Annotated in this window: 27 protein-coding genes; 8 read left to right on the top strand and 19 right to left on the bottom strand. The window is 66.7% G+C overall.

The window, feature by feature from the left end:
- Positions 1 to 100: 100 nt before the first annotated feature.
- The 5 genes from OG558_RS26155 to OG558_RS26135 all read right to left on the bottom strand — a co-directional run bounded on the left by OG558_RS26155 (position 101) and on the right by OG558_RS26135 (position 7057).
- Positions 101 to 2422 (bottom strand): glycosyl hydrolase family 95 catalytic domain-containing protein, encoded by a 2322-nt coding sequence (locus OG558_RS26155; RefSeq protein WP_405065380.1) that lies wholly within the window; start codon positions 2420 to 2422, stop codon positions 101 to 103.
- A gap of 117 nt (positions 2423 to 2539) precedes the next feature.
- Positions 2540 to 4201 (bottom strand): ABC transporter substrate-binding protein, encoded by a 1662-nt coding sequence (locus OG558_RS26150; RefSeq protein ID WP_405065379.1) that lies wholly within the window; start codon positions 4199 to 4201, stop codon positions 2540 to 2542.
- Positions 4202 to 4228: 27 nt separating this feature from the next.
- Positions 4229 to 5173 carry a carbohydrate ABC transporter permease gene (locus OG558_RS26145; RefSeq protein ID WP_405065378.1) on the bottom strand — a complete coding sequence of 315 codons (945 nt, stop codon included), beginning with the start codon at positions 5171 to 5173 and terminating at the stop codon, positions 4229 to 4231.
- 76 nt (positions 5174 to 5249) lie between these two features.
- Positions 5250 to 6251, bottom strand: coding sequence for an ABC transporter permease subunit (locus OG558_RS26140; protein WP_329475247.1), 1002 nt, complete (start codon positions 6249 to 6251; stop codon positions 5250 to 5252).
- Between the two features lie 482 nt (positions 6252 to 6733).
- Entirely contained in the window at positions 6734 to 7057 is a 324-nt protein-coding gene (locus OG558_RS26135; RefSeq protein ID WP_405065377.1) for an ArsR/SmtB family transcription factor, read from the bottom strand.
- A gap of 330 nt (positions 7058 to 7387) precedes the next feature.
- On the opposite strand from OG558_RS26135, the gene OG558_RS26130 reads away from it, so the two are divergent.
- Positions 7388 to 8644: an MFS transporter gene (locus tag OG558_RS26130; protein WP_405065376.1), complete on the top strand. Its 1257-nt coding sequence runs from the start codon at positions 7388 to 7390 to the stop codon at positions 8642 to 8644.
- Between the two features lie 104 nt (positions 8645 to 8748).
- On the opposite strand, the gene OG558_RS26125 is transcribed toward OG558_RS26130, so the two are convergent.
- Positions 8749 to 9729: a TerC/Alx family metal homeostasis membrane protein gene (locus tag OG558_RS26125; protein WP_405065375.1), complete on the bottom strand. Its 981-nt coding sequence runs from the start codon at positions 9727 to 9729 to the stop codon at positions 8749 to 8751.
- A gap of 602 nt (positions 9730 to 10331) precedes the next feature.
- Here OG558_RS26125 and OG558_RS26120 point away from each other — a divergent pair.
- From OG558_RS26120 to OG558_RS26110, 3 genes are read left to right on the top strand one after another with little or no spacing between them, the layout of a single operon-like run.
- Positions 10332 to 10565, top strand: coding sequence for a hypothetical protein (locus OG558_RS26120; RefSeq protein WP_329475243.1), 234 nt, complete (start codon positions 10332 to 10334; stop codon positions 10563 to 10565).
- A 13-nt stretch (positions 10566 to 10578) separates the two neighbouring features.
- Positions 10579 to 11181, top strand: a complete 603-nt coding sequence (locus OG558_RS26115) for a cell wall protein (protein WP_405065374.1) — start codon at positions 10579 to 10581, stop codon at positions 11179 to 11181.
- Between the two features lie 13 nt (positions 11182 to 11194).
- Complete coding sequence (locus OG558_RS26110) at positions 11195 to 12016, top strand: MauE/DoxX family redox-associated membrane protein (protein WP_405065373.1); 822 nt, start codon at positions 11195 to 11197, stop codon at positions 12014 to 12016.
- A 72-nt stretch (positions 12017 to 12088) separates the two neighbouring features.
- Here OG558_RS26110 and OG558_RS26105 read toward each other — a convergent pair whose 3' ends face one another.
- From OG558_RS26105 to OG558_RS26090, 4 genes are all read right to left on the bottom strand, one after another.
- The gene (locus OG558_RS26105) at positions 12089 to 12946 is read right to left on the bottom strand and encodes a haloalkane dehalogenase (protein WP_405065372.1); all 858 of its coding nucleotides are present in this window, start codon (positions 12944 to 12946) and stop codon (positions 12089 to 12091) included.
- Positions 12947 to 12957: 11 nt separating this feature from the next.
- Positions 12958 to 13404, bottom strand: coding sequence for a MarR family winged helix-turn-helix transcriptional regulator (locus OG558_RS26100; protein ID WP_405065371.1), 447 nt, complete (start codon positions 13402 to 13404; stop codon positions 12958 to 12960).
- Positions 13405 to 13474: 70 nt separating this feature from the next.
- Positions 13475 to 13984 (bottom strand): NUDIX domain-containing protein, encoded by a 510-nt coding sequence (locus tag OG558_RS26095; RefSeq protein ID WP_405065370.1) that lies wholly within the window; start codon positions 13982 to 13984, stop codon positions 13475 to 13477.
- A gap of 112 nt (positions 13985 to 14096) precedes the next feature.
- Positions 14097 to 14636 carry a GNAT family N-acetyltransferase gene (locus OG558_RS26090; protein ID WP_405065369.1) on the bottom strand — a complete coding sequence of 180 codons (540 nt, stop codon included), beginning with the start codon at positions 14634 to 14636 and terminating at the stop codon, positions 14097 to 14099.
- A 132-nt stretch (positions 14637 to 14768) separates the two neighbouring features.
- On the opposite strand from OG558_RS26090, the gene OG558_RS26085 reads away from it, so the two are divergent.
- Positions 14769 to 15221 carry an iron chaperone gene (locus tag OG558_RS26085; protein WP_405065368.1) on the top strand — a complete coding sequence of 151 codons (453 nt, stop codon included), beginning with the start codon at positions 14769 to 14771 and terminating at the stop codon, positions 15219 to 15221.
- Positions 15222 to 15303: 82 nt separating this feature from the next.
- Here the strand turns inward: OG558_RS26085 and OG558_RS26080 are convergent, their stop codons facing one another.
- The 9 genes from OG558_RS26080 to OG558_RS26040 form a co-directional block, all read right to left on the bottom strand.
- Positions 15304 to 15849, bottom strand: coding sequence for a GNAT family N-acetyltransferase (locus tag OG558_RS26080; RefSeq protein WP_405065367.1), 546 nt, complete (start codon positions 15847 to 15849; stop codon positions 15304 to 15306).
- Between the two features lie 65 nt (positions 15850 to 15914).
- Complete coding sequence (locus OG558_RS26075; RefSeq protein WP_329475234.1) at positions 15915 to 16403, bottom strand: DUF1269 domain-containing protein; 489 nt, start codon at positions 16401 to 16403, stop codon at positions 15915 to 15917.
- A gap of 194 nt (positions 16404 to 16597) precedes the next feature.
- The gene (locus OG558_RS26070) at positions 16598 to 17146 is read right to left on the bottom strand and encodes an SRPBCC domain-containing protein (RefSeq protein ID WP_405065366.1); all 549 of its coding nucleotides are present in this window, start codon (positions 17144 to 17146) and stop codon (positions 16598 to 16600) included.
- 3 nt (positions 17147 to 17149) lie between these two features.
- Positions 17150 to 17464, bottom strand: a complete 315-nt coding sequence (locus tag OG558_RS26065; protein WP_329475232.1) for a metalloregulator ArsR/SmtB family transcription factor — start codon at positions 17462 to 17464, stop codon at positions 17150 to 17152.
- Between the two features lie 185 nt (positions 17465 to 17649).
- Positions 17650 to 18384: a Type 1 glutamine amidotransferase-like domain-containing protein gene (locus tag OG558_RS26060; protein ID WP_405065365.1), complete on the bottom strand. Its 735-nt coding sequence runs from the start codon at positions 18382 to 18384 to the stop codon at positions 17650 to 17652.
- Between the two features lie 80 nt (positions 18385 to 18464).
- Positions 18465 to 18812 (bottom strand): YciI family protein, encoded by a 348-nt coding sequence (locus OG558_RS26055; RefSeq protein WP_405065364.1) that lies wholly within the window; start codon positions 18810 to 18812, stop codon positions 18465 to 18467.
- A 165-nt stretch (positions 18813 to 18977) separates the two neighbouring features.
- Positions 18978 to 19526 (bottom strand): GNAT family N-acetyltransferase, encoded by a 549-nt coding sequence (locus OG558_RS26050; protein ID WP_405065363.1) that lies wholly within the window; start codon positions 19524 to 19526, stop codon positions 18978 to 18980.
- A 91-nt stretch (positions 19527 to 19617) separates the two neighbouring features.
- Positions 19618 to 20139: a nucleotidyltransferase domain-containing protein gene (locus OG558_RS26045; protein WP_329475227.1), complete on the bottom strand. Its 522-nt coding sequence runs from the start codon at positions 20137 to 20139 to the stop codon at positions 19618 to 19620.
- 142 nt (positions 20140 to 20281) lie between these two features.
- Positions 20282 to 20761 carry a VOC family protein gene (locus OG558_RS26040; RefSeq protein ID WP_405065362.1) on the bottom strand — a complete coding sequence of 160 codons (480 nt, stop codon included), beginning with the start codon at positions 20759 to 20761 and terminating at the stop codon, positions 20282 to 20284.
- Positions 20762 to 21217: 456 nt separating this feature from the next.
- Here OG558_RS26040 and OG558_RS26035 point away from each other — a divergent pair, with 456 nt between their 5' ends.
- The 3 genes from OG558_RS26035 to OG558_RS26025 all read left to right on the top strand — a co-directional run bounded on the left by OG558_RS26035 (position 21218) and on the right by OG558_RS26025 (position 24334).
- Complete coding sequence (locus OG558_RS26035; RefSeq protein WP_405065361.1) at positions 21218 to 22144, top strand: patatin-like phospholipase family protein; 927 nt, start codon at positions 21218 to 21220, stop codon at positions 22142 to 22144.
- Between the two features lie 297 nt (positions 22145 to 22441).
- Positions 22442 to 23818, top strand: a complete 1377-nt coding sequence (locus tag OG558_RS26030; protein ID WP_405065360.1) for an IS1380 family transposase — start codon at positions 22442 to 22444, stop codon at positions 23816 to 23818.
- A gap of 246 nt (positions 23819 to 24064) precedes the next feature.
- A complete protein-coding gene (locus tag OG558_RS26025) occupies positions 24065 to 24334 on the top strand; it encodes a hypothetical protein (protein ID WP_405065359.1) in 270 nt (89 codons plus the stop codon).
- Positions 24335 to 24404 lie beyond the last annotated feature (70 nt).

Genomic DNA, 24404 nt, shown 5'->3' with positions numbered 1-24404 from the left:
AGCCGCTGACCCTACAACAACTTTGGTTAGGCATCCCTAACTAGGCCCACCTTGTGCACGGCTCAACCATCAGAGCGCCGCGACAATGGTCGAGCCGTGCTCAAAGTGGGGTTGAGGGGATGAGGGGGCGTTGGTCGCCGGGCGCCAGGGTGACGGTGCGGATGTCGTCGGGGGTGAGGGCGATGCGGTGAGTGCCGGCGTGGGTCGCGTGGACCGTCGCCGTCGTCAGTACGCCGTCCTGCCAGGTCACGTCGAAGGTGAGACCGCCGCGGGCACGCAGACCGTGGAACGACCCGTCCGGCCAGTCAGCCGGCAAGGCCGGCAGCACGCGGATGACGTCGGTGTGGCTCTGCAACAGAAGTTCCGGAATGCAGCCGGTCATGCCGAAGTTCGCGTCGATCTGGAAGATGTCGCCGTCGCGGTGCAACAGGTTGTCCGAGACCAGTCGGCTCAGATAGTCCTGGATGACCGCAGACGCCTTCTCGGGCTCGAGCAGCCGCGCCCAGAGCGCCACCAGCCAGGCCGCCGTCCAGCCGCCGTTCGTCGCGCCCGCGGTCCGCAACTCGAGCGAGGCACGGGCGGCCGCTGCCCAGTCCGGCGTACGCGTGGGATCGATCTCGGCGCCCGGGTAGAGACCGTAGAGATGCGATTGGTGCCGATGCTGCGGCTCGGATGGCTGCCAGTCCGTCGGCCATTCGAGCAACCGGCCGTCGGGCGTCGTACCGATCTTCGGCAGTCGCTCGCGGGCGGCCGCCGTCCGAGCGGCGAGGTCGGAGGTGATCCCCAGGACGCCTTCCGCTTCGGCCAGGTTGGCGAACAACTCCCGGATCAGCCAGATGTCGTACGTCGAGGTCAGGTCGACCGATGCCTTCTCACCGGTCGGCAGGATGAAGTGATGCTCGGGCGCGGTCGACGGGATGAACTGCAGCGTGCCGTCACCGTCTTCGACGAGCATCGACCGCACGAACTCCGCGGCGCCCGCGATCAGTGGGTACGCACGGTCCCGCAGCCAATCCACGTCCAGGCCGAAGCGGTAGTGCTCCATCAGATGCGCGGTCAGCCAGACACCACAGGTCGCACACATCGACCAGACGGGGTCGTCGCCACCTTCACCCACCGGCCAGGTCGCGCGCCAGATGTCCGCGTTGTGGTGCGACACCCAGCCAGGAGCGTCGTACAGGATCCGCGCGGTCTCCGCACCCGACTCCGCCAAGCCCTCGAGGAGATCGGTGAGCGGATCGAAGCACTCCCCCAGCCCGGTCAGGTCGGCGGGCCAGTAGTTCATCTGGGTGTTGATGTTGCTGGTCCAGTCGCTGGCCCACATCGGCCGCCGGTCCTGGTTCCAGATGCCTTGCAGGTTGGCGGCCTGCGTCCCCGGCCGCGACGACGCCATCAGCAGATAGCGACCGAAGTTGAACGTCAGGGCGACCAGGTCCGGATCGTTGCCGCCGGCAGCGACCGCCTTGATCCGCTCGTCGGTCGGCAGCTCCACCGCGTCGCCCAGGTGCAGCTCCGCGCGTTCGTACAGTCGCAGGTGATCTTCGAGGTGACGCTCCCGAAGCTTCTCGAGGGCAACCGCATCCAGCAGGGCGGTTGCCTCGCGCAACGCCACGCGCGGGTCGCGACCGGGCGGCACCGACCAGCCTTCGAACGTACTTGCCGCCGACACCAAAACGGTCAGACTGTTGGCACCACGGACGGCGACACCCTCTTCCGTCACCGACACACTGCCGCCGTCGTTCACCGCGCGCAGCGCGACACCGAATCCGATGCCGCGCCCTTCCTCGTAGCGGATCGGGTCCGGGCTCTGCCGGTACTCGATGGTGAGATCCGACGGCGCGTGCCCGACGACACCATACGATTCCTTCCCCACCCCACCGCCCCGGTCGATGCCGTCGGCCACGTCCACGCGGACCGGATGCGCCCCGGCCAACCGCAGGTCGAGGTCGATCGCACCCGGCCGATCCGCGCTGATCGTCCACACCATCACCTGGTCCGGCGCGGACACGTAGGTCTCGCGCCGGAACCGTACGCCGTCGAGGGTGTACTCGACGGCGACGATTCCGGTGCGGAGATCCAGACTCCTGCGGTACTCCTGTGGTTCCCCGGCCGAGCTGATCAAGAGGTCGGCGAGCGGCTGGTACGACTCGACGAGCGGGCCCTGCAGCGCCCGGGTCCGCTCGGTCGCCGCCAGCCGATCACCGTCGGTCAGCAACAGCCGCCGTACGTCGGCCAGCACGGCCGGACCGTCCGTCACCTCGAGCTCGCGAGGACCGTCGCCCGACCAGACGTCGTCGAGGTTGAGGGCGACCCGTTCCTCGCCGACCCGGCCGAACACCTTGGCACCGAGGTGACCGTTGCCCACCGGCAACGCCTCGAACCAGTCCGGCGCGGGCCTACGGAACCACAGTTCATGTGTCATGGGGCCTCCCGGCCTGGACTGAGGAGTGGAGGGAGCGAAGCGACCGGAACGACGAGGGAAGGCCGGGAACCAAGGCCCCATGACACGCCGGCGCCGGAGGCCCGGCCAAAAGCACCGCTACTTGCTCCCGGACTTGTACTTGTCGTAGGCCTGCTGGTTGATCTCCAGGTACCGCGGCATGCCGGTGCTGTCGAGACCCTTCACGAAGGCGTCCCAGTCGGTGTCGATGTTCTTCGAGCCGGTGATGAAGGCCAACTGGTTCTGGTTCACGTAGCTGTTCAGGTTGGTCTGCAGCGTGGCCAGCTCACCACTGAGGCTCGGGTCCGGCCACACGAAGGACTGCGGGAACCACTGCGACTTGTCCTCGTGGCCCTCGTACTGCTTGGTGGCCTCGAACAGCCGGCGCTCGAGACCCGCACCGGTGTAGATGTCCTTCGGCACGACCTGCGCGTTCCGGTAGGCCAGCGTGTTGTTGTACTGCGCCAGCGCGCCCCAGTTGATGTTCTTCGGCGCGTTCTGCACCGGGTTGTACATCGGCTTGGTGCTCGCGTCGAGCGCGATCTCACCGGCCTTGGGCTTGTTCCAGCCGACACCCTCCGGACCCATGGTGGCGGTCATCTGGCCCTCGTCGGTGAAGATGTAGTCCAGCATCTTGATCGCCGCGACCTGGGCCTCCTTGCTGGCCTTGTTGGTCAGCATGAACGTGTAGCCGGTGGAGGTCGGGTGGTTGTACCCGGTGTAGCTCTTACCCTCCGGACCGGTCAGCGGCGGCACGGAGTCGTACTGCTTGTCCCGGCCGTCCTTCGAATCCAGCTGGACGAAGATGCCCGGCCAGAGCACCGGCACCGAGCCGAGCACGACCGCCTTCGGGTTGTTGCCCTGGGCCTGCAGCGCCTGGGCGTTCTGGGTGAACGCGGCCTGGTCGATCAGGCCTTCCTTGTAGAGGGAGGCGATGTACTTCAGGCCTTCCTTCCACTGCGGCGAGGTCACCGGGGTGACCACCTTGTCGCCGTTCAGCGTGAGCAGCGAGCGGACGCCGTTGTTCGCGCCGACCGGGTCGTAGGCGAACGCGTTCATCAGGTACGCGATCAGGCTGCTGTCCTGCGGGTCGGTCGTCATCGGGATCTCGTCGGCCTTGCCGTTGCCGTTCGGGTCCTTGGTCTTGAACGCCTCGAGCACCTTGCGCAGGTCCTCGGTCGTCTTCGGTACCTGCAGGCCGAGCTTCTTCAGCCAGGCGCTGTTGATCCACAGCTTGTCCGGGTAGGTGCAGTGGTAGCAGTCGGCCCACTCGGGGAGCGCGTAGATGTGACCGTCCGGTGCGGTCGCCATCTCCTTGTACTCCTTGTTGGAGTCCAGCACCTTCTGGATGTTCGGCGCGTTCTCCTTGATCAGGTCTTCCAGCGGTACGGCGACGCCCTGCTGGCCGAGCTTCAGCACCTCGGCCTGGGTGAACGCGTCGATCCACGGGATCAGGGAGAACAGGTCCGGGTAGTCGCCACTGGCCAGCGCGATCTGCCGCTTCTCCTTGGCCGGCCCGCCGTCGTACGTCGTGGTCTGCCAGCGGAACTGGATCTTGAACTTGTCGCTGATGATCTTGGTCACCGCGTTGGTGTCCAGGTTGGTGTTCTGGTCGGCCGGGGTGAAGGTGTCGATGATCACCTTGCCGTCGGACGAGGTCTCGTTCGCCGCCCCCTTGGCCGACTTGTCCGAACTGCACGCCGCCAGGGCGAGCGCACCGGCCGCGGCCAGCGCAACGACCTTGCTCACGGATGAGCGCATTGCTGTGTTCCTCTCTGAAGTGGGCTTTCAGCCCTTGACCGCGCCGACCATCACGCCCTTGGTGAAGTGGCGGGCGACGAACGGGTAGATGATCAGTACGGGCAGACTCGAGATGACGATGAGCGCGTACTTGAGGACGTTGGCCAGCTGTTGCTGGTCGAGCTGCTGGGCCAGGTTCTGGGTGGTCGAGCCACCCGCGACGGTGTTCAGGATCAGCACGTTGCGCAGCACGATCTGCAACGGATAGAGGCTGGGGTCCTTGAGGTAGACGAGTGCGTCGAAGTAGCTGTTCCACTGGAAGATCGCGTACATCAGCGCGATCACCGCGATCACCGGCTTCGACAGCGGCAGCACGATCGACCAGAGGAAGCGCAGGTCGCTGGCCCCGTCGATGGTGGCCGCCTCGTACAGCTCGTCCGGGATGGTCGAGCGGAAGAACGTCCGCGCGATGATCACCTGCCAGACCCCGATCGCGCTCGGGATCACCATCGCCCACCGGGTGTTCAGCATGCCCAGGTCCTGCACCACCAGGTACGTCGGAATCAGGCCGCCCGAGAACAGCATGGTGAAGATCAGCACGCTCATGATCACGTTGCGGCCGAAGAAGGTCCGGCGGGACAACGGGTAGGCGATCGCGATCGTCAGCGTGACGCTGATCAGCGTGCCGCCGATCGCGTAGATGAACGAGTTCAGGTAGCCCTGCATGATCTGCGGGTCGCCGAAGGCCACCTTGTACGCCTTCAGGCTCGGCTCGATCGGCCAGAGCAGCACCCGGCCGCCACTCACCGCCGACGCGCTGCTGAACGAGTTGGCGATGATGTAGATCAGCGGGATGGTGACCACGAGCAGCGCGATCCAGAGCATGATCTTGACGCCGATCAGGAAGATCCGGTCGGTCGTCGTCTCCTCGATGGTGGTGCGCTCCGACCGCTTGTCCGCCGTACGCCGGAAGCCCTGCAATGTGATGCTCATCCACGTCCTCGCTTCGCTCCGGGCGCGGATGAGACACGAGGCGCTCTGTGCTTGATGATGAACTCACTTTGTTCGTTCATGACCACAGTCCGTTCCCTGTGATGCGCTTGGCCGCGAAGTTCACGCCAAGCAGGAGGAAGAGGTTGATCACCGAGTTGAACAGCCCGATCGCCGTCGCCATGCTGAAGTCGGCGTTCAGCAGGCCGGTCTTGTAGACGTAGGTCGCGATGATCTCCGACTGGGCCAGGTTCAGCGGGTTCTGCAGCAGGAAGGCCTTCTCGAACCCGATCGACATGATGTTGCCGACGCCGAGCACCAGGATGATCACCGCGGTCGGCATGATCCCGGGCAGGTCGACGTGCCGGATCCGCTGCAGCCGGCTGGCCCCGTCGATCCGGGCCGACTCGTGCAGCGCCGGGTCGATGCCGGACAGCGCGGCCAGGTAGATGACCGCCGAGTACCCGGTGGTCTGCCACACGTCCGACCAGACGTAGATGTGGCGGAAGTAGTTCGGGTTGCCGAGGAAGTCGACCGCGGGTACGCCGAACAGGCCGATCGCGTCGTTGACGAACCCCAACCGGGGCGACAGCACCAGGATCGTCATCGAGACGACCACCACGGTGGAGATGAAGTACGGCGCGTAGGTGACCAGCTGGGTGACCTTCTTGAACCGGCCGTTGCGGATCTCGTTCAGCGCGATGGCCAGCACGATCGGGATCGGGAAGCTGGCCAGCACGGTGTAGGCGGCCAGGAAGAACGTGTTCTTCACCAGGGTCCAGAACACCGGGTTCTGGAAGAACAGTTCGAAGTTGCGGAACCCGACCCAGTCACTGCCCCACGGGCCCTTGATGGGGCTGTAGTCCTTGAAGGCGATCACCGCGTTGGTGATCGGGATGTACTTGAAGATGACGAAGTACGCGAGCGGTACGACGATCAGCAGGTAGAGCTGCCAGTGCCGGCGCAGGCTGCGGCGGGCCGCGGTCCGGCGGCTGGTCCTGGGGATGTTCCGGGCGGTTTTCACCGCCTCCCGGGGTGCCGGTGCCGGCGGCGCCGGTTTGACCTCGTAGGTTGCGCTCACTCCGCATCCTTTCCCTCACGCGCTGGAGTGGAACCGATATCCGATAGGATCTCGGGTTTCGCTACCCCGGAGGATGACACAGAACCCCCGGCAGCGGAAGACTCTCCGGCCCCGTCGATACCGGACGGTGACCGATCGGCTCAGATCCCTTCAGTACAAGGGATTTCCCGCATTGCCATGGGCAACCAAGCGTCGGAAAACGCCGAATGATCCGATGGCACGCCACCGGATCCAGGCACATACCGATTCCGCCCGGGGTCGCTCTGAGCCACCGACACCGGACCGAACCAGAATTTATTTCCTCTGTGAACTATATTGCAGTCAACCCGGCGGAACCCGTCCATGTCAAGACCCGACATGCCCGAGCCGGCGGTCGATCGCCGGCTCGTCGAAGCGACCACTCCGCTGCCCGGTCCACAGCCTCTGTGTGCAGCAGCCGCGGTAGCGCAAGATGTTCTAGGCGTCGAAGGCGTGCAGGCCGATCAGGAGGCTGGTGGTCCTGCTCCAGGGGTACGGCGCAGTGGCGGCGCCTTCTCGTGACGGGCGGCCACGTCGATAGCCCAGTGCGCCAGCGCGTGGAGTGCGTCGGGATTGAGTTCGTGCCAGCGATGCCGGCCGACCAGGGTGGTCCGCACGAGGTCCGCGGTCTGCAGGATCTTCAGGTGCTGCGAGACGGCGGGCCGGCTGATCGGGAACAGTTCGGCCAGTTGCCCGGTCGTCGCCGGCCCCTGCGCCAGCCGCGCCACGATCCGCCGCCGCGACCCGTCCGCCACCGCGGTCAGTACGGCGCCCACCTCGATCGTCATGCCGCCCCCATCGACCCGTAAGCCAGACCTTACGCGTAAGAATCTACTTACGCAATCAGGCGAAAACCTGACCCGACCATCACGGGGGAACGGCCGGGCCAGGCACTACCGATGGTACTCCTGATCACCAGCAGTGGTCGGGTAATTCGGAGGCGGACGCGCCGGGTCTTCGCCTACGCTGAGCGCCATGCAAACCCGCTCCTGAAAGCGCACCTCCGCAGCTCGACCGCAGCATCGCCGGTGAGTCGCCGTCGTACGTAACGTCAAGCGTTTGACCCACCCCGGGGTCGCGCTTCGTCATGCCACGCACGCTTTCGGGAGCAACCCACGATGTCTCTGCCTGCCTACAGGTCCGCCGACCCTGCGCGGACCTATTTCGCCTACAACGGCGCCTGGGCGTTTCTCTCCGCGCTCACCTTCACGCTCAGCATGGTGTACTACATCCGCGACGCCGGACTGGACCCACTCCAGATGGTCCTGGTCGGGACCACCCTCGAGCTCGCCTGCTTCCTGTTCGAGATCCCGACCGGCCTCGTCGCCGACCTGTACAGCCGCCGGCTGTCCGTCATCATCGGCGTCGCCCTGATCGGCGCCGGCTTCCTGCTGCAGGGACTGGTGCCGGCGTTTCTAGCGATCCTCGCCGCCCAGGTGCTCTGGGGCCTCGGCTACACCTTCACCTCCGGCGCCGACCAGGCCTGGATCACCGACGAGATCGGGACCGAGCGCGCCGCGATGGTGTTCGTCCTCAGCCAGCAGATCAGCCTGGCTGCGAAGATCGCCGGCACGGTCACGGCCGGTGCGCTCGGCCTGATCAACCTGCCGCTCCCGATGACGCTGTCCGGCGCCGGGATGATCCTGCTCGCCCTGACCCTGGCTGTCTTCATGCGGGAGCAGAACTTCCACCGGACCCCGCCCGAGGAACGCGAGACCTTCCGGCAGATGGCCGAGACGTTCAAGCACGGACTCGGGGTCGCCCGGCGGCGTCCCGTCGTACGGACGCTGGTGGTGATCAGCCTGATCTCCGGACTGTCCAGCGAGGCGTTCGACCGGCTGTGGTCGGTGAAGATCCTGAATTTCGACTTCCCGACCGTGTTCGGCACGTCGGATCCGGCGTTCTGGTTCACGGTCCTGGCCCTGATCGGGACCCTCCTGTCCTTGGTCAGCTCGGTCGCGCTCAACCGGCTGTCGCCGGATCGCATGAGCGCCACGCATCCGAACGGCGTACTCGCGCTGCTCTCCGGCTTGCAGGTGGTCGGAGTGATCGCGTTCGCGCTGCTCGGTCACCTCTGGCTGGCCCTGGCTGCGATGTGGCTCAACACGATCGCCGGCACCCTCGCCTACCCGATCGAGTCCGCCTGGCTCAACCGGCACGTCGACTCCCGGTCTCGCGCGACCGTGATCTCGATGGTGTCCCAGGCGAACGCCATCGGCCAGGTCGTCGGCGGTCCGCCACTGGGTGCCCTGGCCGGCCGAACGTCGCTCCGCACCGCACTGCTGGCATCGGGTCTGATCCTGACCCCGATCCCGGCGCTCTACCTCCGCCTCCGCCCGGCCCCCTCCGAGCGAAGGCAGCCGGATCCGGTGTGAGGCGGACCGCCAGCACTCATCAATGTCGCTCCGGCGAGCAGGGCCCCGCTCACGACCGGCATTCCGCCGACATTGATGAGTGCTGGCGGTCCGGGCCGGCCCGGTCAGTCGTCGATGCGGACCTCGACCTGGCGGCGGTCGTACGACGATTTGATCAGGCTGGCGATCGTGGTGACGAAGAGGGTGCCGACGATGAAGCCGAGCGACGTCAGGATGCCGATGTGCGGCAGGTGGATCGCGCCGACGTCGTCGATGTGCGAACCGTGCAGCGCCTCGATGATCAGCTTCACGCCGATGAACGCGAGGATCACCGACAGGCCGACGTTCAGGTAGATGATCCGCTCCAGCAGGCCACCGATCAGGAAGTACAGCTGGCGCAGACCCATCAGCGCGAAGGCGTTCGCGGTCAGCACGATGTAGGCGTCCTGGGTGAGCCCGAAGATCGCCGGGATCGAGTCGAGCGCGAAGATCACGTTCGCCATCCCGATCGACGCGATCACGATCACCAGCGGCGTCACCAGCCGGCGGCCGTCGATCCGGGTGGCCAGCTTCGGGCCGTCGTAGTCGTGCGACAGCGGCAGGATCCGGCGCAGCGCGCGCAGGGCGGCGTTCTCCTGGAAATCGGCCTCGTCGTTCTCGCCCTCGAGCGCCAGCCGGACCGCGGTGTAGACCAGGAACGCGCCGAAGATGTAGAAGACCCAACTGGCCGCCGAGATCGCCGCCGCGCCGGCCAGGATGAAGATCGCCCGCAGGATCATCGACACCACGATGCCGATGTAGAGCACCTTGTCCTGCGCCAGGCTCGGTACGGCGAACCGCGCCATGATGATCACGAACACGAACAGGTTGTCGACACTCAGGCTGTACTCGGTGATGTACCCGGCGACGAACTCACCGCCGCTCTGCCCCGGACTGAACACGAACAGCCCGACGGCGAACAGCCCGGCTAGGCCGACGTAGAACAGCACCCAGCGGGTCGCGTCCTTGATCGTCACCGTGCGGTTGCGCCGGGCGATCACGACCAGGTCGAAGGCGACGATCGCGAGCAGCCCGATGATCGTGAGTATCCACACGGCAGGGGACATGGCTGAAACCACGATAAACCTCCGGACGACGGCGTACAGCTCGGTCCGGAGGTCTCTTCCACCCGGAATCTCCGGGCCGGCAGCACCGGTTCGGCCGCCCAGGCCTCCCGTGATGACGACACTGCCGTGGTCGGGCCGGCGGTAGCCGTGGCCCGAGAGGAATACTCCCCTCCACAAACGCACCCGAGTGTATCCGGATCCGATGAATGCCACCGTGCACCAGGTCACAACCGGCGCGCTCACCTAAATCGTATACCGCATACAGACTCCAGCGCCAGAGCCCAACCCTCGCAGCCACCTGCGCGGGGATGAACTGGTGGTGAGAAAGTTTCTGGTTTGGCTGAGGGCTGGGAGATTTCTGATCTTCGGAGTACAAAGAGGTGCTGTAGGTCTTACCGCCCCTAGACCTGGAGGAAATCGTCATGGCCGGACTCAACGGCGAAGTCTCATGGTTCTGTTGCGGAAACGCATGGGGACCCTGCGCGAGCACCGGGCACGGTGCATGCGGCACCTGTAATTCGGGGAACTTCCAGCACGCATGGCCGAACACCTCGGACGCGTGCTTCGCCATCACTCACCCCGACACCTGCGGGGTCACCGGGATGTCCCGGCGTACCTGCGGCTTCCGGCACGCCACGACCAACCGGTGCAACGGCGCACGGGTGGTCACGTCGATCGCGGACTGCGGTCCGCAGACCGACCTGTTCTGTGGTGAACGCTCCTGCTGCGGCGGGACGTGCTCATCCAACCGGATCCTCGATCTGACGCCGGCCGCGTTCTCCGCGATCGCGAGCCTCAGCGCGGGTCTGATCCCCGGTGCGATCGACGTCGGCTGAGAGGAGAGCTGAGATGACTTCCACGATGGACCGCCGCTCCCTGCTCACCCGCGCCGCACTCGGTGCCACGGGCCTGGTCGCCGCGACGGCGATGGGCTCACTCGCCCCGGAGACCGCGTTCGCCGCGGCCTCGCAGTTCCCCGAACCCGGACAACCGGACCCGAACTTCGCCGAAGGCCTGATCACCGGCCGGAACTCCGATCTCCTGCAGGTCAACGGATCCGACGGCCGGCTGCACCGGATCCAGCTGACCGGCGTGACCAGTGTCTGGAAGCTCCGGCCGACCACGATCGACCAGGCCCGGATCGGCGACGGCCTGTACGCGCGCGGCGTACTGATGCCGGACGGCACCCTGGCCGCCGAGTCGGTCTGGATCAACATCGTCAACCTCACCGTGAGCATCACCTCGATCGGGCGCTCGGCACTGCAGCTCGACCACCACGGCGAGAAGGTCGTCGGGTACGTGCAACCCGGGTTCACCGCCGCCGCCTACAACGGAACCCCCGCGGTGTCGGACCTGTCGATGCTCAAGGTCGGCCGGCACGCCCAGGTGATCGGCGCCTGGCGACCGGGGACGAACGCGATCGACATCGCGACGATCTACACGTCGAACTGAGCGGGAGGCCGCGATGTTCGCACAGCAGGTGGCGGCCGCCCAGCCGCTACTGATCGGACTACTCCTGCTCTGGTCGGCGTACGGCAAGTTCGCGGGCGCGGAGCAGGCACGTCGTACGGCGTTGCCGCGCTTGGTCGGCGAGTCACGCGCGGTCCCGGCGTACCGCTTGGTCGGTGTCGCCGAGGCCGTGATCGGTACGGCGCTGTTGGTGCCGCCGGCGTGGACCGTCGAGGCGGTCGCGGCGGTCGCGCTGGCCGTCGGCTTCACCGGGTACCTGGTCTACGCCAAGATCGTCGTCCCCGAGGCGTCCTGCGGCTGCATCGGAACGTCGGCCAGACCCGTTGGCCGGCGGGCGATCGGTCGCGCTTCGTTGCTACTAGCAACGGCCTTGGTGGCGACTACTGCCAGTGCCGGGTGGTGGTCGGCCGGGCCCGCGACGGCCGTGCTGGTGCTGGAGGCTGCCGTGTTCGTCATGCTGTCCGCCGAGCTGGATAGATATTGGCTACTGCCGTTGCGCCGGCTGCGGGTGCGGGTTTCGCATCCACTGGCCGGCACGGCGACTGACGGCGTACCGCTGGCGGCCACGCAACGGCGGCTGCTGCTCAGCCCGGCGTACCGCGCGGTCGACGGGCTGCTGCGGTCCGATATCCGCGACTACTGGGACGACGAGGACTGGCGGTTCGTCAGCTACACCGCCAGGTATGACGGCCGCTCGGCGACCGCCGTGTTCGCCGTACCGCATCACGACTCCACGCCGGAATCCGTCCGGGTCGCCGTCGTCGACGAGACGTCGGGTCAGACCCTCTACCGCCCCACGGTGCTCGCCACCGCCTAGGACGCACGCGAAGCCCTCGCGGAGCGGTCGCTCCGCGAGGGCCCTCGCGTATCCCGCGGGTGCCGGCCTTTGTCAGCGCAGGGCGTGCCGGTCCACCCAGGCGGAGATCTCGGTGCCGATCTCCTTGGGACGGTCTTCCGGCGCATGGTGACCGGCCTCGCCACCATCGACGATCTCGAGCGCGGCAATGTTGGCGGCGCACCACTCGGCCAGCTTCGCGCCGATCAGCAAGGTCGGTGAACCCTCGAAGGTGATCAGCAGCTTGGGTACTTCGGCGCTGCGGCCGAGCCAGTCGTCGTACCGGTTGATGCGCGTGATGAGTTCGGCCGGTTCGCCGCCGAGCGGCAATTGGCGGGCCCAGGCGAGGAGCGGCCGGCGGGACTCGGGCGTCGGATACGGAGCCAGGTAGGTCTGCAGATCCACGTCGCCGACCGGGGTGAGGACGCCGCCGGTGAAGGCTTGGCGGACGAAGAGGTTCTGCTCGAGGACGAGATCCTCACCGGCTCCCGGCGTACGGATCAGCTGGGATCGCTCCCGGGCCTGCGGCGTCACGTCCTCCCAGGCCATCGGCTTGACGATGCTTTCCAGGAAGGCGATCCCCAGGACGCGTTCCGGACGCCGCGACGCCCAGTCGAAGGCGAGCGCGCCACCCCAGTCGTGGCCGACCAGGATGACCCGATCGAGACCGAGCGCGTCGAACCACGCGTCCAGGTAGCGCGCGTGATCGGCGAAGCTGTAGTCGAGCTCAGGCTTGCCGGAGCGGCCCATGCCGATCAGGTCGGGGGTGAGCAGTCGCCCGCTGCCGACGTACGGCAGGACGTTGCGCCAGATGTGGGACGAGGCGGGATTGCCGTGCAGGAAGACGATCGGCGTGCCGCTGCCGGTGTCGCCGTAGTGGATGGTCGAGTCGAGTACTTCGATATCGGGCATGGTCGTCCCTTTCAGAGTTGGGTGTCGAGCAACTCGGTGAGATCCGCGACGAAGCCCTTCGTGCGCTCGCCGCGGCGACCACCGAGCGGCGCCAGGAGCTTGTCGAGCAGTGCGGCGACTTCCGCGATGGCGGGCTGGATGGTCTCGCGCCCCTTGTCGGTCAACTCGAGCCGCATCGTGCGGGTGTCGGCGGTATCGCGGGTGCGCTGGATCAGGCCGTCGGCGTCGAGACTGCGAGCCAGCTTGGAGACATACAGCGCCTCGAGCCCGGTGTGGTCGGCCAACTCCCGCTGACTCGGCACTCGCCCGGCCCGCTCCATCCCATAAAGGGATGCCAGCATCACGTACTGCGCGTGCGTCAACCCAACCGGCGCCAACGCCCGATCAACCGCCACCCGCCACTTCATGGACAACCGCCACACCAAATGCCCCGGCGTCGGCTCACTCGTCTTGCTCACACCAAATACTGTACATGGCTATTAAGTACATGGCTACTATCTGCCTCGGCCTGCCTGGCGACGGGCGGGATCACGAGTCGCGGCCGAAGTCGGCGTACGACGGGTGGCCGGTGGTCAGGGCTTGTTGGGCCAGGGCCAGGCGGCGGGTCATGGAGGGGCGGAGGCGCGGCGTTGCCTCGGTGAGGGTGAGGAACTGTGCGGTGCGGACCTCGGTGGGGTCGAGGGTGAGTTGGTCGCCGTCGAGGATGCCGCCGTCGAAGATGAACGCGAGGGCGTCGGTCCAGGGACCCAGGACGGGGACCCAGTCGACGACGAGGAGGGCGCCGATCTCGCGGTCGAGGCCGATCTCCTCCTTCACCTCGCGACGACACGCGTCGTACGGCGATTCGTCGTACTCGGCGATCCCGCCGGGGATGTCGAGGGTCGGCTTGTAGGTGGGTTCGAGGAAGAGGATGCGGCCGGCGGGGTCGCGGATCAGGGCGCCTCCGGCGACGGTCTTGCGCGGGAGGCGGGCCGCGATCCCGGGGTTGAACTCCTTCTCGGGCTCACCTTCGGCGACGAGATCATCCTGTCGGTTCACGCGCCTAGTCTCGTACAACCACTGCGAGGAGGCTGGAATGCTCCGAGGACGTACGGCGAAAACCCGGCCGGTCGTCCCTTCTGCCTCTACGCCAACGGCCGAGGCAGTCGCTCTATACCTGACCGAGGTCGCGCGTCATCCAGATCGTGTCGCCGCGCTCGGGATCCGCGGTGACACGATCGCTGCGGTAGAAGTCGAGCTTCTCCAGCACGCGGAACGACGCCGCGTTCCAGTCCCGCACCGTCGCCCAGAGCCTTTGGCGTCCCGTGTTCGCCGCGGCCTCGACGACGGCCCGGGCGGCTTCGGTGGCGTACCCGTGACCGTGGGCACGTTGGGCGAGCTCGTACGCGATCTCCGGTTCGTCGAACGATGCGCGGCCGACGGTCAGTCCGCAGTACCCGATGAACTCGCCGTTGTCCCGCCGCTCGACCGGAAGCAGCCCCAGCCCGGGCTCGGCCGCCAGTGGGTTGTCCGCCAGCCAGCCGCGGATCTCCTCCACCGTCGGGCGTCCGTCCGCGTCGATCCGGCGTAACGCACGCGGATCCCGCTCGGCCCAGAGCCCGCGATACTCCTCCGCGTCCCCTGGGCGCCACCTGCGCAGCCGCAGCCGTTCGGTCTCCAGTTCCGCCGGGAACGCTCCGAAGCTCGACACCACCTCAACCTAGCCCAGCCGGCCCTCACCAACTGACGCGGATCCAATCGATCAGTTTTCAAGAAGCGGGAGCAGTGGGCGGGTCGTAGCGTGAGGATTGTTCACACCGGAGCTCATAGACAGGACCCTCCAATGGCTGCCACGCGGAAGACCACGACAACGTCGAAGCAGAAGTCGTACGACGGCTTCACCCCCGAGGAGCGGGATGCGATGAAGGAGCGCGCCAAGGAACTCAAGGCCGCCCGCGGCAAGGCGGAAGACGAGACCGCCGTACTGGAGAAGATCGCCGAGATGAGCGACGCGGACCGCGCGATCGCCGAACGCATCCACGCCATCGTCAAGGCCAACGCTCCCGAACTCAGCCCGAAGCTCTGGTACGGCCAGCCCGCCTACGCCAAAGCCGGCAAGGTCGTCTGCTTCTTCCAGCCGGCCGACAAGTTCGGCACCCGCTACTCCACCTTCGGCTTCAACGACTCCGCCCACCTCGACGACGGCACCATGTGGCCGACCGCCTACGCCCTCACCAAGCTCACCCCCACCACCGAGAAGCAACTCACCATCCTGATCAAGAAGGCCGTCAGCTGAGCCAGTTGACCCGGTGGTAACCAGAGGACGCTACGAAGCCGTTCTGCCCTCGTCGCCTGACCCTGAGGGACGAACGCGACGTCTAGCTCAAGTCGGTCTTCGTCCAGACGCCGAACCACTGCTCTGCGTCGAACTCCTTGAAGCGCTCGACTTCGGCAAAGCCCAGGCGCTCGGCCAGCCGAACCGAGGGTTCGTTGGCGGACTGGGTACAGAGCACGACGGGCTCGCCGGGCAGAACCTCCGTCACCCACTCCAGCGCAGCGCCGACGGCCTCAGTCGCATAGCCGCGACCCCAGAACTGAGGGAGGAACGTGTAGCCGACCTCCACTTCCCCACCGTCGGCCCGCACGTGCCCGGGCCGGGTCGGGTCGCGCCGGTTGATGGTGACGGCACCGATGAAGCTGTCCTCGGTCTGGACGGCGAAGGTCCCGACGTACCTGCCCGGCACCTCGGGGACGGCCTCCTCGAGTTCGGACCGTGACCGCGCTCCGCCGAGGTAGCGCCGTACGTCGTCCGACGCGAACAGGTCGATGAAGCCGGGGCGGTCGCGGGCCTCGGTCTCGCGGAGCAGCAACCGCGCTGTCCGGATCGGCGTCGGCGGCCACGGAACGTCTGCCAGCTCAGTCACGGCGTAAACCTTAGACGCCGACCTCCCGCCGCAACCTCCTGAGGCAGCTCAGTCTGGTACCGGCCTCACTTGCCGCCGAAGGTCTCCAAGAGCTCCTGACGCTCGGCATCGGTGAGGTTCGTGTCGATGAGCTTGCTGTGCATGCCGTGGAATCGTTCGCCCACCCGGTCGAGATCGCCGTGCTCGGTGACCACGAAGAGGGCCGAGGTTCCCGGTGTCACCTCGGTGCGGATCTTCTGGAGCTGCTCCTTGGTGATGCCGCTGTCCTGGGTCATTTTGCTGATCGCGCCGATCGCGGCCCCGGCAACGCCACCGATCACGGGCACGAAGAAGAGGGCACCGAGGAGGACTCCCCAGAAAGCTCCCCACCCGGTCCCGCGCCACGTCTCTTCGTGCGATTGCTTGGTGGTCGGGTGCGAATCCTCCTTCGGCCACGAGACGACCGCGTGGTCGAGGATCTTCACCAGCCCGTCCCGCTCGCAGCCCTTGAGGACATCGGCGGCGTGCCCGGCTCCATCCGGCCCATCGAACTTCCACACCGTAAAGGCGGTCATGGTGCACTCCTTGCCTTGATCAACCTGGCGCCCCTCGACTCAGGCACCCCAGTTCCTGCCTTGTTCTCGTCCAACCCGGCCACTCACCCGCAGCCGAAGTGCGCACCCACGGCACCGCTCCCATGGTGTCCGCCAGAACGCACGGCAACGTCACCCCACCAGGATGAATCTGACAACCAGCCGCCCTCGTCGGTTCAGCGGATGGTCGAGGCCAACTGTCGGTAGGTGGTGACGAGTTCGGACCAGCGCGACTCGGTCTCGGTGGACTCCTGGTGGGCGATGTCGGCAGCGAGATTCTCGGCGTGGATCTGCCAGCCCGCGCCGAAGTACTCGATCTTGTCGAGGGGCAGGCCGCGGATCTCGATGGTCAGGACGGTCTGTGGGCCGGCGGCGGTGAGGGTGGCTTCGACGGTTTGCTCGAAGGGTGGTGGGCCGTTGCCCCGTCGCGCCGACTCGTCCGACTCCCTGGTGGTGATCCGGAGTCGCCGCGGTGGTTCGCAGGTGTCGACGCGCCCGATGCTCTCCAGGTCGGCGGACTCGAGGTACAGGGTGAAGGCCCCGCCGAGGCGCAGGTCACCTTCGACCTTGCCGTACCACCGGGCCAGTCGCTCGGGGTCGGTGATCGACGACCACAGGTCGTCGATGTCGGTGTCGTACCGGTCCTCGACGCGTACGACGCCCGTACCGTCGGCCACTCCCAGGCGGCCCAGGACGCGACTGCCCGGACCTGCATTGCTCGTCATCTGTTACTCCCTTCGCTTACCCCTGGCGATCTCGGTGTGGAGGGCGTCCAGCCGCTGCTCCCAGAGACTGCGATAACGCCCCAGCCATTCGTCGAGCTCGGCCAACGGCTCGGACCGCAAGCTGTAGACCCGCCGCTGCGCCTCCTGCCGGCTGTCCACCAGCCCGGCCTCCCGCAACACCCGCAGATGCCGCGAAACCCCGGGCCGAGCAATCGGCAGGAGCGCCGCCAACTCCCCCGCGGTAGCCGGCCCCGAAGCCAAGGCCTCTACCAAGGTCCGTCGCCCATCATCAGCCAACGCCCGCAAGACAGCTTCCACTCCTTGAATGTAACCATTGGCGTACGTAACCGTCAAGGTACATAAGTGCGCGGTTGTGTCCTCTGACAGCTCCGTCTACTCGACGAACCTCCGGCTCAGGTCACGCCAGAGGCCGGTCTCCCGATGGGAAACCGGCCTCTGCGGTCGTGATGTGCCAGCACCTTGGTGCCGCTCGTTCGGTCCACTTAGGGCTGGAACAGTTTCCATTGCCCCTCGGAGACGACCTCGACGGCGCCGTCGACCACCTTGATGGCGGTCTGGTCGTCGATCGCGTACGTCGGCGCCGGAATCCGGGCCGCCCACTTCTCTGCGTTGGCCAAGGAAGCGTCGAGATGGTGCTCGTGCTCCAGGTGCGGGATCACCGCAAAGTCGACGAGTCCCGCTCCCTGTCCCGTGACCAGGATTCTGTCGACGTCACCCTGGGGTGTGGCGAAGACGACGTCCTCCGACTTCAGCGGTCCATCGGTCCCGCGGGGCGGTTCGGTGAAGGTCTCGACGAAGGTGGAGGCAGCAGCGATGCTCCCGGCGCTCACCCCCACGTAGACCGCCTCGGAGCGCAGCGTGGGCAGGAGATCGGTCAGACCGGAGCGCCGCATCCAGTTGGCGAGAAACAGAGGGTCGCCGCCCCATACCAGCAGGGCGTCGGCGTCCCGGACCGTTGGCCCCCAGGCAGCCTCCTCGATGCTCGGCAGCACCGACAACTCGAGGAGCCCCAACGACTTCCAACCCAATGCAGCCAACGGCGATGGCCCCTTGCCGGAGATCGCCCGCCACGCCATGCCGGCGCCGCCGGGGAAGGGGTAGATGGCGGTGGGGATGAAGAGGGCGTTGGACTCGGCGATCGGTTTGCCCAGCAGGTCAACCAGTGCGTCGTGGATGCTGCTGTTGGTGATCCCGCCCGATGTGAGGAGAGCTCGCATGTTCTACCTTCCTGAGTTGCCATCTCGTGATGCCTGAAAGTGGCGGGGCCGTGCGTACCGCGTCAACACGTCTCCGTGGATCAGATCTCCGGGTCGTACATCAACTCGCGAACATCCTGCGCACAGCGGCAGGCGACCGCGAACTTCCCGGCCCACTCCAGCGCCGCCTCCCGGGCCGGTACGTCGACGATCGCAAAGCCGCCGATGAGCTCCTTGCTCTCCGGGTAGGGGCCGTCGGTGACCACCCCGTCCGTGCCCACCACGGCGGGCTTCATGGTGCCGTAGTCGAGCCCGCCGGCGAAGATGAACACCCCGGCGTCCTTCGCCTCCTGGACCACCGCGTGAGCGGCCTTGCCCACCTCGGGGACGTCCTCCTCGCGGATGTGGTCCATCGAACCGTTCTCGAACGTGATCAGGTACCGCGCCATATGGCCACTCCTTGTCCCGGCGGCCACCTCCGGCCGCCTCTCACCCCTGCAACGAACGGCTCGCCCCGGATCCGACAGGCTGCCGGCAGAAACTCCTCACGCTACGTCGATCTCTCGGCCCACCGACCAGTGAACCCGTGGATCCGCGGCGGAGTCGAGCACGAGTCAACCGGCTGGCGCAACCGAGGACCACACGCCGAACCACTGCTCAGCGCCGTACTTCTCGAACCGCTCCACCTCGGTGAACCCCAGCTTCGCCGCGAGGCGCATCGAACGGTCGTTGGCGGTCTGGGTGTACAGCACGACCGCCTCGCTGGGAAGCGCGCCGGCAAACCAGTCGAGTGCCGCTGCGCACGCCTCGCCGGCGTACCCGCATCCCCACGCCTCCGGCAGGAACATGTAGCCGAGCGCGACCTCCCCGGAATCCGGACTGACGTGAGCGGGACGCTCTCCGTCGCGCCGATCGAGCGTGACCATGCCGATCATCGCTCCGTCGAGATCGACCACGAAGAGGCCAGGGCGCCGCCTGGGCACCTCAGGCACCGCGCGCTCGAACTCATCACGCGGTCGAGCGCCACCGATGTAGGTGCCCACCTCCGGCGAGACGAACAGTTCGATAATCGCCGCACGGTCACGGGCCTCGGGCTCCCGGAGCACGAGCCGCTCGGTCCTGATCGGGGCAGGTGGCCAGGCGACGGCTCCAAGCTCCATCATGGCGGGCAACCTACCAACTGATTGGCTCCCCGCCCTCGGCGCGCTGGAGCAACTCCCGCTCATGCCGGTGGCCGCGCACCGGCCAGGCTCCCTAGCGGAAGTTCTCGGGTGGCTGGAGTCCGAAGCGTTCGCACAGCACAGCGACATCGTGTCGGTCGATCTCGCGCGGCTCGTATCCGGTGTGGTTCTGCAGGGCGAACTCGGGACGTTCGCAGTGAACTGAGATACCTGCAATCTCACCCTCACCGGAAAGATCATCGCGGGTGAACATGAACGGCGCTTTGAGACTGCCATAGTGGAGTCGGCCGTCGCTCAGAGTCTCGTACAGGTGCAGATCTACGCGACGACTGTGGCCGTCATGCAAGACGAAGTTCCAGGGACGGTCGCCGGGCCAGGGGTAGATCCGATCGACTCCTTGGTCGGCGAAGGCTGCGACGAGACCTTCGAAGTCGTCCGCGTCTACCCAGACGTCGAGATCCAGATGTTCCCGAGTCTGTTTCCCGACCAGCGCGTCGACAGCCCAACCCCCGCCGACGCATGCTGCGACTCCGTACCTTTGCAAGGCAGTAATCAAAGTGCGCACCGTTTCCGGCGGCATAGCGTATTCGGTCACGCCCCAGAGTCTCAGGCGAGGCAACTCCGCTACCGCCGTCGCACCCATCCGGTCGTGCCGCGTTTGGGAACGCTCGGCCTCTCCCGAGTCATTGCCCGCCGCAACATCTAGCCCAGCATGCTGCCCTGAGGACGGCACGGGGTCAGCCCGGGAGATCCTCCGGGCGCTTTGCGGCAAGCTCGCCGTGCAGCAGTCCGGTGGACTGGCCGACCTCGATGAGGTATCCGTCCGGATCCCGCATGTAGCAGCGGATCTCTGCTCCGCGGTCTATCGGTGGCGTGACAAACTCTGCGCCCTTGGCCTTCCACTCCTCGTAGCGGGCCTGGATATCAGCGACCCGCAGGTTGAGGAAGATCGAGGTCGTGTCGCCGGGCTGGTAGTCGACCACCGAGATCCCTGGCTTGTCGGGGGTGGGCGGCCCGCCGGGGTTCATGATGATCCACGAGTTGGCCAGCTTGACCATGCACGGGTTCTCCTCCAGGACGACGGTGCCGCCGAGGACCCGCGAGTAGAAGTCCCGGGACCGAGCGACCTTGCGGACGGTGATGAACAACGTCATCACGATGCCCTCGTCTGGCGCGGGGAGATTGGCGAAGTCGATCCGGTCCGCGGGGTCCGTCATGATTCCTCCATTCCGGCGCCATCGACTTGCCGAACGCCGGTCCTGAACACAACCCTCCCCTTGATGATCGCTGAGGCTGACGGGTTTCGGTATCTCACCGTCCTTCCAGGTTCTTGCCGACGTGCTGCCTAGGCCGCGTCACGCAGGCGGTGTAGCGTTCGACAGAGACGTGGCAACCGGCTTGATGTCGATTGCCCGCCGCCGCGGGTGTGCGATCACCCCCGGTGATCGTGCTCCAACGTCAGGAGGTGAGACCCATGGACGCAGTATCCGTAATGGGTGCTCCCGTGCGAGGCACGACCGCGCGACTGCGGTAGTCGTAGCTGGGAGCGCCCGCCAGGCAATTTGCGAAAGGCGACTCCCATGAACACAACACCTTCTTCGACTCAGCGAAGCACAACGACCACTTCCGATGGCATCGACGTGAGCCGTACGCCGGGGCACGGGAATTGGCCCATGCCCGAGCAGCATGTCGACGCCACAAGAGAGGCCGGCAACGCGAACAAGCGAGCCTTGGTTCTCGCCGGCGGCGGAGCGGCAGGCAATGCGTGGGAGCTCGGTCTCATCGCCGGCCTGTCCGATGCCGGGGTCGATCTCACCGAGGCCGATCTCATCATCGGTACGTCGGCAGGATCGACGGTGGCTGCCCAGATCACCAGCGGTACACGGCCGGCCGAACTCTATGCCGCCATCATCGCCGAGGTGCCTCCGCCACACGCCGGATCGGACCGGGGACGCGCTCCGAATCTCTCGGCGCTGAACTATCTGGAGTGGTCGAACGGAGTCATCGGTTCTGCTGAGGATGCGTCCGACATGCGCCGCAGGATGGGCGCCGCGGCGCTCGACTTGGACGCTACCGACGGCTCTGGCCAGACGCGCTGGCGCGACATCGTCGCGGCTCGGCTTCCCAGCCGGCACTGGCCGCAACAGCCTGTACTAATCACGGCTGTCGATGCGCATACTGGGGAACCGGTCGTGTTCGACCGCCGCAGCGGAATCGATCTGGTGGACGCCGTCGCCGCCAGCACCAGCAACGGCTTCGGTGCCGTCCCTCCCTACCGCATCGGCGAGAACCGATACATCAACGGCGGCTATCGACGCAGCGAGAACGCCGACCTGGCGGCTGGATACGGGCTGGTGCTGGTGCTGTCACCGTTCGGCGGCAGGTCGCGGATGCCGCTGGAGTGGGGTATGGATCTCGCAACCCAAGTCGACGAGCTGCGCGCAGGGGGCAGCAGGGTAGAGACCGTCTTTCCGGATGACGGTGCGGGTTATGTGTTCGACGCCAAGGCGACGGATCCGTCAACGCGCCCGCAAGCCGCGCGAGGAGGCTACGCCCAAGGCCAAGCCCTCGCCGAGCAGCTCGCCGAAGCCTGGCGCTGACGCCCGAAACCCTCGAGGACACTGCGGGAAGGCGTTATGTTCGGGCGGCCGTTGAGAAAGATGATCGAACGTATAGAGGTTCGCATCAGCGCGTGATTCCTCCCGCAGTCAGACGGGCGGCGTGGGCAGCCGGGCGACAGTCGCGAGGCCTCGTTGTCTCTGGGAGTGGCCGCTTAGCCTCCGCGTTTCACGGAAATTGGTGTGACACGTGAGGTAGAAAGGCGAAAGTGCCTTGTCTGTAAGGGAAAATTGGGCTTGTCGAAGGTCCAAGAGTCCCTGGCAGGAAGGCACTTTCAGGTGAAGCGTAGCAAGGGTGTGCGCCGGTTCAAGGTGTCCGCGGATGGTAAGGGGCTCGTGTCGCACGCCGGGACTGCGTTGCTGCGGGAGTTGGCGTCCGAGACCGGACTGGTGGCGGGGTGGACTGCTGCGCTGAGCGACGCCTACCGGTTGCCGCCGACACACGCACCGGGGCAGGTTCTGGTGGATCTGGCGGTCACGATCGCCGACGGCGGCGACGCGCTACGACATCTGCGGACGCTGCGGGATCAGGCCAAGCTGTTCGGTCCGGTTGCCTCCGACCCGACCGCGTGGCGGGTAGTGGACAAGGTCGACGCCGCCCGACTCGACCTGCTGCGGGCCGCACGCGCGCAGGCGCGGGAACGAGCCTGGGCCGCTGGTGCCGGACCGGATCTGGCGCAGGTGTTGCGGCTGTGTTTCGACTCCAGCCTGCTGACCGCGCACTCGGAGAAAGAGAACGCCGCACCGACGTGGAAGAAGGGGTTCGGCTTCCACCCGTTGCTGTGCTACCTGGACCGCCCAGACACCTCCGGCGGTGAGGCGCTGGCCGGGATACTGCGGCCAGGCAACGCCGGCAGCAACACCGCCGCCGACCACGTCGCGGTACTGGACCTGGCCATCGCCGCGCTACCGCCGCAGGCGCGGCCACGGCCCGGTGACGCTCACGGGCCGCGGTTGTTGGCCAGTGCCGACTCGGCCGGCGCGACCCACGTATTCGCCGCCGCGCTACGCGACCGTGGGATCGGGTTCTCGCTGGGCTTCTCGGTCGACGAGAACGTACAACAAGCGATCCTGACCGTTCCCGAGGCGGCCTGGGCACCGGCCTACAACGCCGACGGCCAGCCACGCAGGGGCGCCTGGGTCGCCGAGATCACCGACCTACTCAACCTGTCCACCTGGCCCGAGGGATCCCGGTTGATCGTCCGCCGCGAACGCCCCCACCCCGGCGCCCAGCTGACCTTCACCGACATCGATGGTCACCGGTTCACCGCCTTCCTCACCGACACCCCCCACGGCCAGCTCGCCGACCTCGAGCAGCGCCACCGCGGCCACGCCCGGGTCGAGGACCGGATCCGCTGCGGCAAGGACACCGGCATCAGGAACCTGCCCTGCCACGCATTCGCCGCCAACGCGTGCTGGCTCGAACTCGCCCTCACCGCCGCCGACCTGCTCTGCTGGACCCAGGCCCTGTGCTTCACCGGCACCCTCGCCCGCACCGAACCAGCCACCTTCCGCTACCAGATCCTGCACGTCGCGGCACTGCTCGTCCGCACCGCCCGCGGACGACACCTCCGACTCGACATCGACTGGCCCTGGGCCCGTGAACTCGCCACCGCATTCGGCCGGCTCCGCGCCGCACCCTGGCCAGCCACCTAGACACAACGACCCGCCCCAACAACCCAAGGACTCGGAACCCCGCCCACGGCGCGCCAGCCGCGCCCCACCCATGCCACCAACCCGATCAGCAACCCCAGACCACCGACACTCAGGCCCAACAGCGACACACCGAAGACCCATGAAACTTCGAGGTTAGGCCCTTCTGCCTACGCGGCGCCTGACCTCCGGCTCTACCGGCGGGTTTAGCAACCGGATCAGACTAGAAGTGGACCTTAGGAGGCAGTCATGACAACAACGATGCAAGATCAGTCTTCAGTCCGGTCCCCTCGTGGAGGCTGGGCTTCACGGATCCTTGTTCGCGAAATGTGGGCCACGCTGGCGATCGTCGCGATGTGGGTGGCCGTGCTGTTCGTTGGCGTGTATGGAGGCGATGCGACCTTCCACAGCGTCGATTCGAGTTTCAGCACCATTCCCTCAGGGGTCTTTGTCGCCCTGTTCGCCGCTATCGGCACCGGCTCCGTCGCCAAGCGAGTGTTCGGGCGCAAGTCGGAGTAGCGGCCAAGGCAGACGCAAACCGAGGCACCCGTCAGTTGGCGGTGGCTGAGTCGTCCAGCAGACCGAAGTG

It is taken from the genome of Kribbella sp. NBC_01510, assembly GCF_045040325.1.
Classification (GTDB): Bacteria; Actinomycetota; Actinomycetes; order Propionibacteriales; family Kribbellaceae; genus Kribbella.
The sequence above is the reverse complement of the archived record's forward strand: the minus strand, read 5'-3'. Positions and strand labels throughout refer to the sequence as shown.

Bases quoted from the DNA above. Each gene is read 5' to 3' on its own strand.
- OG558_RS26155 (WP_405065380.1), bottom strand. From the start codon at position 2,422: ATGACACATGAACTGTGGTTCCGTAGGCCCGCGCCGGACTGGTTCGAG.
- OG558_RS26150 (WP_405065379.1), bottom strand. From the start codon at position 4,201: ATGCGCTCATCCGTGAGCAAGGTCGTTGCGCTGGCCGCGGCCGGTGCG.
- OG558_RS26145 (WP_405065378.1), bottom strand. From the start codon at position 5,173: ATGAGCATCACATTGCAGGGCTTCCGGCGTACGGCGGACAAGCGGTCG.
- OG558_RS26135 (WP_405065377.1), bottom strand. From the start codon at position 7,057: ATGACGATCGAGGTGGGCGCCGTACTGACCGCGGTGGCGGACGGGTCG.
- OG558_RS26130 (WP_405065376.1), top strand. From the start codon at position 7,388: ATGTCTCTGCCTGCCTACAGGTCCGCCGACCCTGCGCGGACCTATTTC.
- OG558_RS26125 (WP_405065375.1), bottom strand. From the start codon at position 9,729: ATGTCCCCTGCCGTGTGGATACTCACGATCATCGGGCTGCTCGCGATC.
- OG558_RS26120 (WP_329475243.1), top strand. From the start codon at position 10,332: ATGTCCCGGCGTACCTGCGGCTTCCGGCACGCCACGACCAACCGGTGC.
- OG558_RS26115 (WP_405065374.1), top strand. From the start codon at position 10,579: ATGACTTCCACGATGGACCGCCGCTCCCTGCTCACCCGCGCCGCACTC.
- OG558_RS26110 (WP_405065373.1), top strand. From the start codon at position 11,195: ATGTTCGCACAGCAGGTGGCGGCCGCCCAGCCGCTACTGATCGGACTA.
- OG558_RS26105 (WP_405065372.1), bottom strand. From the start codon at position 12,946: ATGCCCGATATCGAAGTACTCGACTCGACCATCCACTACGGCGACACC.
- OG558_RS26085 (WP_405065368.1), top strand. From the start codon at position 14,769: ATGGCTGCCACGCGGAAGACCACGACAACGTCGAAGCAGAAGTCGTAC.
- OG558_RS26075 (WP_329475234.1), bottom strand. From the start codon at position 16,403: ATGACCGCCTTTACGGTGTGGAAGTTCGATGGGCCGGATGGAGCCGGG.
- OG558_RS26070 (WP_405065366.1), bottom strand. From the start codon at position 17,146: ATGACGAGCAATGCAGGTCCGGGCAGTCGCGTCCTGGGCCGCCTGGGA.
- OG558_RS26060 (WP_405065365.1), bottom strand. From the start codon at position 18,384: ATGCGAGCTCTCCTCACATCGGGCGGGATCACCAACAGCAGCATCCAC.
- OG558_RS26055 (WP_405065364.1), bottom strand. From the start codon at position 18,812: ATGGCGCGGTACCTGATCACGTTCGAGAACGGTTCGATGGACCACATC.
- OG558_RS26050 (WP_405065363.1), bottom strand. From the start codon at position 19,526: ATGATGGAGCTTGGAGCCGTCGCCTGGCCACCTGCCCCGATCAGGACC.
- OG558_RS26040 (WP_405065362.1), bottom strand. From the start codon at position 20,761: ATGACGGACCCCGCGGACCGGATCGACTTCGCCAATCTCCCCGCGCCA.
- OG558_RS26035 (WP_405065361.1), top strand. From the start codon at position 21,218: ATGCCCGAGCAGCATGTCGACGCCACAAGAGAGGCCGGCAACGCGAAC.
- OG558_RS26025 (WP_405065359.1), top strand. From the start codon at position 24,065: ATGACAACAACGATGCAAGATCAGTCTTCAGTCCGGTCCCCTCGTGGA.